General features: G+C 70.4%; 6 protein-coding genes and 1 riboswitch. All 6 genes read right to left on the bottom strand.

Annotated features, from left to right (window positions below; genetic code table 11):
• Nucleotides 1–125: 125 nt before the first annotated feature.
• The gene (locus HMPREF0591_RS15910; protein WP_040623204.1) at nt 126–1,538 is read right to left on the bottom strand and encodes a DNA polymerase IV; all 1,413 of its coding nucleotides are present in this window, start codon (nt 1,536–1,538) and stop codon (nt 126–128) included.
• Between the two features lie 88 nt (nt 1,539–1,626).
• Entirely contained in the window at nt 1,627–2,487 is an 861-nt protein-coding gene (locus tag HMPREF0591_RS15905) for a DUF559 domain-containing protein (protein ID WP_040622949.1), read from the bottom strand.
• 95 nt (nt 2,488–2,582) lie between these two features.
• Nucleotides 2,583–5,768: an isoleucine--tRNA ligase gene (gene ileS, locus HMPREF0591_RS15900; protein WP_040623202.1), complete on the bottom strand. Its 3,186-nt coding sequence runs from the start codon at nt 5,766–5,768 to the stop codon at nt 2,583–2,585.
• 298 nt (nt 5,769–6,066) lie between these two features.
• A complete protein-coding gene (locus HMPREF0591_RS15895) occupies nt 6,067–6,306 on the bottom strand; it encodes an Rv1535 family protein (protein ID WP_007169622.1) in 240 nt (79 codons plus the stop codon).
• A gap of 290 nt (nt 6,307–6,596) precedes the next feature.
• Nucleotides 6,597–6,781: riboswitch (M-box (ykoK) riboswitch) on the bottom strand.
• Nucleotides 6,782–6,969: 188 nt separating this feature from the next.
• Nucleotides 6,970–8,091: an NAD(P)H-dependent flavin oxidoreductase gene (locus tag HMPREF0591_RS15890; RefSeq protein ID WP_007169621.1), complete on the bottom strand. Its 1,122-nt coding sequence runs from the start codon at nt 8,089–8,091 to the stop codon at nt 6,970–6,972.
• 32 nt (nt 8,092–8,123) lie between these two features.
• Nucleotides 8,124–8,705, bottom strand: coding sequence for a carboxymuconolactone decarboxylase family protein (locus tag HMPREF0591_RS15885; RefSeq protein WP_007169620.1), 582 nt, complete (start codon nt 8,703–8,705; stop codon nt 8,124–8,126).
• Nucleotides 8,706–8,720: the final 15 nt, after the last annotated feature.

Genomic DNA, 8,720 nt, shown 5'->3' with positions numbered 1-8,720 from the left:
CGGGCGGCCGGGTCGGCGCGAGCTACGGGCCCGGCCACGACATGGCGGCCGCGGGGGCGGTGCTGGTGCCGCGGCTGCGGCCGCCGCAGGCGCGGGTGCTGCTGATGGCCGCGCTGGCGGCGCGGCTACCGGTCGGCGACGTCGTCGCCCGGTGGGGCTGACGGCGCATCCGCTTCCAGGGCCTGCAGCGCGCCGAGGTAGTCCGGCCAGTCCAGGGAATCCACCGGGTTGGCCTGGGTCAGCTCGGCGGTGCCGGCGGGGAACGTCCGGGCCGGGCCCGGCCCCGAGCTGCGTGTCTCGAACCGCACGGTCACCACGCCGTGGCCCGCGCCCTGCACCCAGCCGTGCCCGAGTTGGGGGTGGGTGACGTCGTCGCCCACCCGCCACGGGGAGCCCGCCTCGGCGACCGGTGCGAACATGGCCTCGGCCGCGGCCTCCACGGGGTGCTGTTCCGAGGTCTCCCCCGCGAACTCCAGGTCGGGGAACAGCGACTCCTGCCGCACGTCGCTCAATCCCGAAAAGCCCACGCCCAGTAGGCGAATCGGCCCGATCTCGCGCGGGTCGAGCAGCAGCCGCCGGGCCACCGCGACGAGCGCGCCGGGCTCGGTCGTGGCGTACGGCAGCGTCGCCGAGCGGGTCAGCGTGCTCATGTCGGATTTCTTCAGCTTCACCGTGACGGTCCGGGCGCCCCGGCCGTCCCGCAGCAGGCGTTGGTGGGCGTGCTCGGCGATGGGATCGATCGCCTCGCGCAGCTGCTCGAGCGTGGTCAGGTCGACCGCGAACGTGGACTCGGAGCTGATCTGCTTGGCTTCGGCGCGCTCGGCGACGGGGCGGTCGTCGATGCCGCGGGCCAGGCGGTGTAGCGCGGGCCCGATCGTCGCGCCCAGGATGTTGGCGGCCTCGGCGTCGGTGAGGGCGGCCAGCTGGCCGATCGTCTCGATGCCGAGCCGGTTCAGCTTCTCCTCGGCGACCGGGCCGATGCCCCACAGCCGCCGCACCGGCAGCCCGCCGAGCAGCGAACGTTCTTCGGCGCGCCCCACTACCCGGATGCCGTCGGGCTTCGCCAGGCCGGAGGCGATCTTGGCGATCTGCTTGCCCGAGCCGGCACCGACCGAGGCGATCAGGCCCGTCTCGTCGCGCACCCGCCGCCGCAGGTCTTCGCAGAACGCCTCGACCTGCGCGGCGGAGGCGCCGGCGAGGTGGGGCGGCTCGCCGAAGCCCTCGTCGAAGGACAGCTGCTCGACTACCGGCACCACCGCGCGCACGGTGTCGAAGACGCGCCGGCTGGCCACCCCGTACACCACCCCGCGCGGCGGCAGCACCACCGCGGTCACCCCGATCAGGCGACGGGCCTGATGCATCGGCATGGCCGAGCGGGCGCCGAACACGCGGGCTTCGTAGCTGGCCCCGGCCACCACGCCGCGGCCGCCCAGGCCGCCAACCAGCACCGGCCGCCCGCGCAGGGTCGGCCGGGTGAGTTGTTCGACCGAGGCGAAGAACGCATCCATGTCCAGGTGCAGCACCCAACGGGACTCCACGCGGTTGATGCTATTGGTCACCCCTTCGCGAGACTGTAACCAGCGACGGGTCTTCTCGAGAAACGCGTCGCCGGTTGCAGTCTCGCGGTCAGCATGGGCAGCCCCGCGCCGCCAGGGCGCTGCGTGCCCGCTCCACGACGACGTCCGGTCGGTGTCGCAGCAGGTCGGCGCCGACACGGACCAAGCGCCATCCGCGTCGTTCCAGTTCCGCGGTGCGTTCGATGTCGTTGGCGCGGATGCGCGGGTCCGTCCAGTGTTGCGGCCCGTCGTACTCCACCCCGACGAGCCACTCCTCCCAGCCCATGTCGATCCGGGCCAGCACGGCGCCCCAGACGTTGCGCACGACGATCTGTGTTTGCGGCCTGGGCAGCCCCCCGCGAAGCAGCGCCAGCCGGGTCCTGGTCTCCTGCGGGGATTCGGCGCCGGCGTCGACGAGGGGCAACACGCGTCGCAGCTGCTTCATGCCGCGCGCGCCGCGGTGCGCGTCCACCAGCGGCCACACGTCCTCGGCCACCAGACCCGTCGCCCGCGCCAGGGCGTCGATGCGGATCACCGCGACCGTCGACCCTGGCCGCCGCCCCAGGTCGAAGGCGGTGCGGGCCGCCGACGTGACGGGGATGCCATCGACCGTCGTCACCTCTGCGGCGGCCAGCGTCTCGTTCCGGGTGACGATCAACGACGGCGGACGCGTGCGATGGCAGACCAGTTCGGCCGGGCCGTGGGGGTCGATCCACTGGGCGCCGTGCAGAGCCGCGGCGGAGGTGCCCGCCACGACGGCTTCCTTACCGGACCACAGCCACGCGGCGATCGCGCGATCCCGCGCGGTCAGTTCGCCACCGCGCCGCTGGTACACGTTGCGGTAGATCCGGGTGCACGAGCGCCGGAGCTCACGTTGCGTCCACGCTCCCGCACGGATGGCGTCGGTGCCGACGAATGGCTCGGTGGTCACGACGGCAGGGTGCCACGCCACGCCGACATGCCCGCGAGACTGCAACTAGCGACGGCTGGTCTCGGGAAATGCGTCGCGGAATACAGTTTCGCGGGTCAGGCTTTCGCGATGCTCACCCGGACGCCGTCGCCGATGTCGGCGGCGCCCGGTCCGGGCTCGCCGAAGTCGAAGCCGGTGGCCAGGATCTCGCCGGCGATCAGGTCGCGGTGCGTGCGCGCCCAGTCGATGCGCTCGGCCGGCACCGACATCACCACCGAAATCCGGTCGGACACCTCGAGACCCGTGGATTTGCGCAGCTCCTGCAGTTCGCGGATGCGGTCCTTGGCCCAGCCCTCGGCTTCGAGTTCGGGGGTGACGGTGCCGTCGAGCACCACCAGCCCCGCCCCGTCGGGCAGCGCCGCGGTGAACTGGGGGTCGGCGGCGACCAGCCGCGAGCTGTACTCCTCGGGCTGCAGCACCGCGGGCCCCGCGGTCAGGGTGCCGTCCGGGTTGACGACGCCCTCGCCCGCCTTGACCGCCTTGATGGCGACCTGCACGTCCTTGCCCAGCCGCGGGCCGGCCACCCGGGCGTTGACGGTGAGCTCGAAGGTGCCGTAGGTGTCGATCGCGTCGGTCAGCTCGACGCGCTTGACGTTGAGCTCGTCGGCGATCAGGTCGACGAACGGCTCCAACCGGCGCGGATCGTCCACCGCCACGGTCAGTTTCGGCAGCGGCAGGCGCACCCGCAGCTTCTTGGCCTTGCGCAGGGACGAAGCGGCCGAGCACACCTCGCGGACCTGGTCCATCGCGGCGACCAGCTCCGGGTCGACGGGCACCACACCCTCTTCCGGCCAGTCGGTGAGGTGCACCGACCGCCCGCCGGTGAGCCCGCGCCAGACGATCTCGGTGGCCGACGGCAGCAGGGGCGCGGCCAGCCGGGCGGTCACCTCGAGCACGGTGTGCAGGGTGTCGATGGCGTCGGGGTCCTCCTCCCAGAACCGCGCACGTGACCGGCGCACATACCAATTCGTCAGCGCCTCGGTGAACTGGCGCAGGTGCTCGCAGGCCCGGGAGATGTCGCAGCTGTCCATCTCGCGGGTGAGGTTGTCGCGCAGTTCGGCGAGCTTGGCCAGGATGTAGCGGTCCAGCACCTGACGCGAATCGGTGCGCCAGCTACCGACTTTCGGCGCATAGAGGGCCAGGAAGCTGTAGGCGTTCCACAGCGGCAACAGCACCTGGCGCACGCCCTCGCGGATGCCCTGCTCGGTGACGATCAGGTTGCCGCCGCGCAGGATCGGCGAGGCCATCAGGAACCACCGCATGGCGTCGGAGCCGTCACGGTCGAATACCTCCGACACGTCCGGGTAGTTGCGCAGTGACTTGCTCATCTTCTGGCCGTCGGAGCCCAGCACGATGCCGTGCGCGACACAGGTTTTGAACGCCGGCCGGTCGAACAGCGCGGTGGCCAGCACGTGCAGCGTGTAGAACCAGCCGCGGGTCTGCCCGATGTACTCGACGATGAAGTCGCCCGGGTAGTGCGCGTCGACCTGCTTGTCAGGGTCGGCGCTTTTGACCCCGTCGAACCATTCCGCATTCTCGAACGGGTAGTGCACCTGCGCGTAGGGCATCGACCCGGAATCGAACCACACGTCGAGCACGTCGGGGATCCGCCGCATGGTGCTGCGGCCGGTCGGGTCGTCGGGGTTGGGGCGGGTCAGCTCGTCGATGTAGGGCCGGTGCAGGTTGTCGGGACGCACCCCGAAGTCGCGCTCCAGCTCGTCCAGGCTCCCGTAGACGTCGATGCGCGGGTAGGCCGGGTCGTCGGACTTCCACACCGGAATGGGGCTGCCCCAGTAGCGGTTTCGCGAGATCGACCAGTCGCGGGCGCCCTGCAGCCACTTGCCGAACTGGCCGTCCTTGACGTGTTCGGGGTACCAGGTGATCTGCTGGTTGAGTTCCACCATGCGATCCCGGAACGCGGTGACCGCGACGAACCAGGACGACACCGCCCGGTAGATCAGCGGATTGCGGCAGCGCCAGCAATGCGGGTACGGGTGCTCGTAGGTCTCGTGGCGCAGCAGCACCGCGCCGTTGGCCGCCGCCGGGCCGGTCCCGTTCTTCAGGTCGCGGATGATGTGCGGGTTGGCGTCGAAGACGCGCTGCCCCTGGTAATCCGGGACCGAGGCGTCGAAGCGGCCCTTGGCGTCGACCGGCGTGACCGGCGCGATCCCCGCCGCCTCGGTGGTCGCCATGTCGTCCTCGCCGTAGGCCGGCGCCATGTGCACGATCCCGGTGCCGTCCTCGGTGGTGACGAAGTCGCCCGGCAGCACCCGAAAGGCCTTGGGGCTCTCCATGAAATACGGGAACGGCGGCAGGTAACGCGTGCCCAGCAAATCCGCGCCCCGATACCTGCCCAGCACCTCGGGCTCTTCGCCCAGCTCTCGGGCGTAGGCGCCCAGCCGGGCCTCGGCCAGCACGAAACGATGCTCGCCGGAGCGGACCTCGACGTAGGTGACCTCGGGGTTGACCGCGACCGCCAGGTTCGACGGCAGGGTCCACGGCGTCGTCGTCCACACCAGCAGATGCGCGCCGTCCAGCGGGCCGCCGACCACCTTGAATCCCACGGTCAGCGCCGGGTCCTGGCGGCTTTGGTAGACGTCGTCGTCCATCCGCAATTCGTGGTTGGACAGCGGGGTTTCGTCGCGCCAGCAGTACGGCAGGACCCGGTAGCCCTCGTACGCCAGGCCCTTGTCCCACAGCTGCTTGAACGCCCAGATCACCGACTCCATGTAGGACAGGTCGAGGGTCTTGTAGTCGTTGTCGAAATCCACCCAACGCGCCTGGCGGGTCACGTAGGCCCGCCATTCGTCGGTGTAGCGCAACACCGATTCGCGGCAGGCCTCGTTGAACGCCGCGATACCCATGTCGTCGATCTGCGACTTGTCGTTGATGCCCAGCTGGCGTTCGACCTCGAGTTCGGCGGGCAATCCGTGGGTGTCCCAGCCGAATCGGCGCTCCACCTTGTAGCCGCGCATGGTGCGGTACCGCGGCACGATGTCCTTCACGTAGCCGGTGAGCAGGTGCCCGTAGTGCGGCAGCCCGTTGGCGAACGGCGGCCCGTCGTAGAAGACGTACTCTTTTGCGCCGTCGCGGCGGGCGATGCTGGCCCGGAAGGTGTCGTCGCGGGCCCAGTAGTCGAGGACCTCGAGTTCGAGGGCCGGGAAGTCGGGTGCTCCGCTCGCCTGCTTGGGATAGGCTCTGGCGTCAGCGTTTTCGGTCACGGTGTGCGTCGTCTCCTGCATGCCCATGGTCAGGCCGGGGACGACGACGCGCTGTCTGCGCGAGCGCCGCGGTACCACCCCGCTTGCCACGCTGCTGCGTGGCCGCTCGTCGGAGGCTGTGACGGGCCCACCCGTTCGGTTCTACTGGGCCGGTTTCGCTGCCGAAGCCGGCTGTTCTTCCGAAGGCTCCCCGGTGATGCCGGATCGATGCCAGTGGGTCGATTCTACTCAGGCGAAGCACCCCAAGGGGCTACCTGGTCACAGGTCACGCCTGCGGCCGGGTAGCCCCTTGGAGCCTGGATGGTCGCCGCCCATCGGATCAGGCCTGAATTTCGAGCACACCGACGCGCCACAGGGCCGCGTAGGCGTGCCGCAGCGGGATGCTCAGCAGGCGTGTCGCGCCGTCCACCAGCGGGTCACCGCCGAGCAGCAACTGGGTGGCGATGCGGCGGGGAACCTTCTTGGGAGCGGCGGCGGGAACGGTGTCGGTGTCACGCACCACCTTGAGCGTGCGGGTGGGCGCCACGGTCGTCACGTCGTCGTGCAGGGCTACGGTCATGGTCGTCTCCTCAACGGAATTCCAAATGGGGACTACTAGGGACTGACGTGTCGAAGTCCCGTCGCGGTTCCGATCCCAGAACGCTTGGCCGATAAGCCAGTGAACGTTTCGGCGCTCAGCCGAGGACGTCGTACCGGAGACCGGATCGGGACGAGACACGGCTCGGACTTCGGTCCGGACTGTCACTGGAACTCATGCGTCCCTCACCTCCTCGCGGTCACGACGTGTGCGGCCGTCCGCACACGATCTGCGCGCAGCATGAGGAGCAGAAACCCGACGACCGTCGGAGATCCGCACCCCTCTCGTCAGAGCTTCGGCACCACACGACGTGTCCTGGCCTGGAAAACAATCCGAGCCGGAAGCCACCTGGGCTCAACCCTTAAGCCGGGAGGAGCTGTCCTGACCCGGGGCGTCTTTCGACGTTCGGGGTCAGTGGCCTGTATTCGTGTAGACGCCTCACCTAACGAGGTGCATACCCGACCGATCATGCACGACGGGTCCGACCGGGTCAAACGCCTCGGGGCCACGTGTTGCGATCTTTACGGGTTTCCGGGGCGAGCCCACAGGATCTCCGCAGGCTTTGGCGCCGTGACCAGCGCGTACGACTCGGCCGGTCGGCACCGATTGTTCACCTCTTGTTCGCCGGCACCGGCCGGCCGGTCACTACTCGACGAGGCCCTCGAGCCGCCCGACCGTGTCGATGAACTCCTCGACCATGTCGAGCACCACCGTTCGGGTGGGGCGAACCCGGTCGAGCGAGCCCACCACCTGGCCGACGAAGTAGGTGGCCAGTTCGCGCGCCTTGGCGCCGGGGTGCGCGGCCGCGGAGTTGATGCGCACCTGGGGCTCGGTGACCAGCGCGGTCTGCAGCGGCATGCCCAGCGGGTCGGGCTTTTCCGGCCGCTCCCATTCGTCGGTCCAGGCCGTGCGCAGCATCCGCGCCGGTTTACCGGTCATCGACCGCGAGCGCACGGTGTCCGAGGAGGAGGCGGCCAGGAACTTGTCCTTGACCACCGGCGGCGTCTCGGCCTCCTCGGTGGTCAGCCACACCGAGCCACACCACACGCCTTCGGCGCCGAGGGCCAGGGCCGCCGCGATCTGGCGGCCGCGGGCGATGCCGCCCGCCGCGAGCACGGGGACCGGGGAGACGGCATCGACGACCTCGGGAACCAGGACCATGGTGGCGACCTCGCCGGTGTGCCCGCCGGCCTCGGTCCCCTGCGCGACGATCAGGTCGACGCCGGCGGCCGCGTGCCGCTGCGCGTGGCGCGTGGTGCCGGCCAGCGCGGCCACCAGCACGTCGCGGTCGTGGGCGCGTTCGACGAGGTCGGCCGGCGGCGGCCCGAGGGCGCTGGCGATCAGCTTGATGTCGTGGTCGAAGGCCACGTCCAGCAGCGGCCCGTAGCCCTTGGGCGAGATGTTCAGGCCGCCGGCGGAGGCCCGCGCCTCCTGCGCCGGCGCCGTGATCCCGTAGCGGGCGAGGATGTCGTCGACGAACGCGCGGTGCTCCTCGGGCAGCAGCGACCGCGCCTGCTTGGCGTCGATGCCCCCCTCGTCCGCGCCGACGTACTTGGGCGGCAGCAGCAGGTCCACCCCGAACGGCTTGCCGCCGGTCTGCTCGGAGATCCAGGTCAGTTCGCTGTCCAGCCGCTGGGGGCTGTGCGCCACCGCGCCGAGGACGCCGAACCCGCCCGCATTGGTCACCGCGGCCACCACGTCGCGGCAGTGGCTGAACGCGCAGATGGGAAACTCGACGCCGAGCATCTCGGCGACTCTGGTACGCATTGCCCGACGCTAGAGAGCCACCGATCGATATGTCAATCGATCACGGCCCCGGCGGGCGACCGGCCGTCCGGCGGCCAGCTGGACACGCCCTCTTCGAGCGGAACCCGCAGGCTGTGCAGGATCGACGCGACCATCCGCCACGCGCCGATCGCGGTGACGAGCTCGATGAGAACCGTTGTGTCGCAACCTAATTCACGCTCGCAGGCGGCCCAGCTGGCATCGCTCACGGCGCGGTCGCGCACCACGTCGTCGGTGGCGGCCAGCACGGCGCGCTCGCGCGCGCCGAACCCGTCGTGCGCCTGCCAGTCGCGCACCCCGAGCAGGTCGTCGGAGGCCACGCCCAGCCTCGAGGCGACCCGCCAGTGCTGCGTCCATTCGTAGTCGCATGCGGTGAGCCAGCCGATCCGCATGATCACCAGCTCGCGCAACCGGGGGTCGAGCGCGCCGTGCCAGAGCATGGTGGCGAGCAGATCGTTGATGGCGCGCGCCAGCGGCGGGTGGTTCAGCAGCACCTGGAAGATGCTCAGTTCCGCCATGTAGTTGGGGACGGCCGCTTCGTCGGCCGCGGCGGTGGCTTCGTCGAGCGGCAATGTGGGCACGCGGGCTGTTGTCATGTGAGCACTCCGTGT

The organism is Mycobacterium parascrofulaceum ATCC BAA-614 (assembly GCF_000164135.1).
Lineage (GTDB): Bacteria > Actinomycetota > Actinomycetes > Mycobacteriales > Mycobacteriaceae > Mycobacterium > Mycobacterium parascrofulaceum.
Note: the sequence above shows the minus strand (reverse complement) of the source record. Positions and strands in the feature narration are given on the sequence as shown.

What these genes read in the sequence shown, in the direction of transcription:
- HMPREF0591_RS15885 (WP_007169620.1), bottom strand. Translation starts at nt 8,705, where the DNA reads ATGACAACAGCCCGCGTGCCCACATTGCCGCTCGACGAAGCCACCGCC.
- ileS (WP_040623202.1), bottom strand. Translation starts at nt 5,768, where the DNA reads ATGCAGGAGACGACGCACACCGTGACCGAAAACGCTGACGCCAGAGCC.
- HMPREF0591_RS15895 (WP_007169622.1), bottom strand. Translation starts at nt 6,306, where the DNA reads ATGACCGTAGCCCTGCACGACGACGTGACGACCGTGGCGCCCACCCGC.
- HMPREF0591_RS15890 (WP_007169621.1), bottom strand. Translation starts at nt 8,091, where the DNA reads ATGCGTACCAGAGTCGCCGAGATGCTCGGCGTCGAGTTTCCCATCTGC.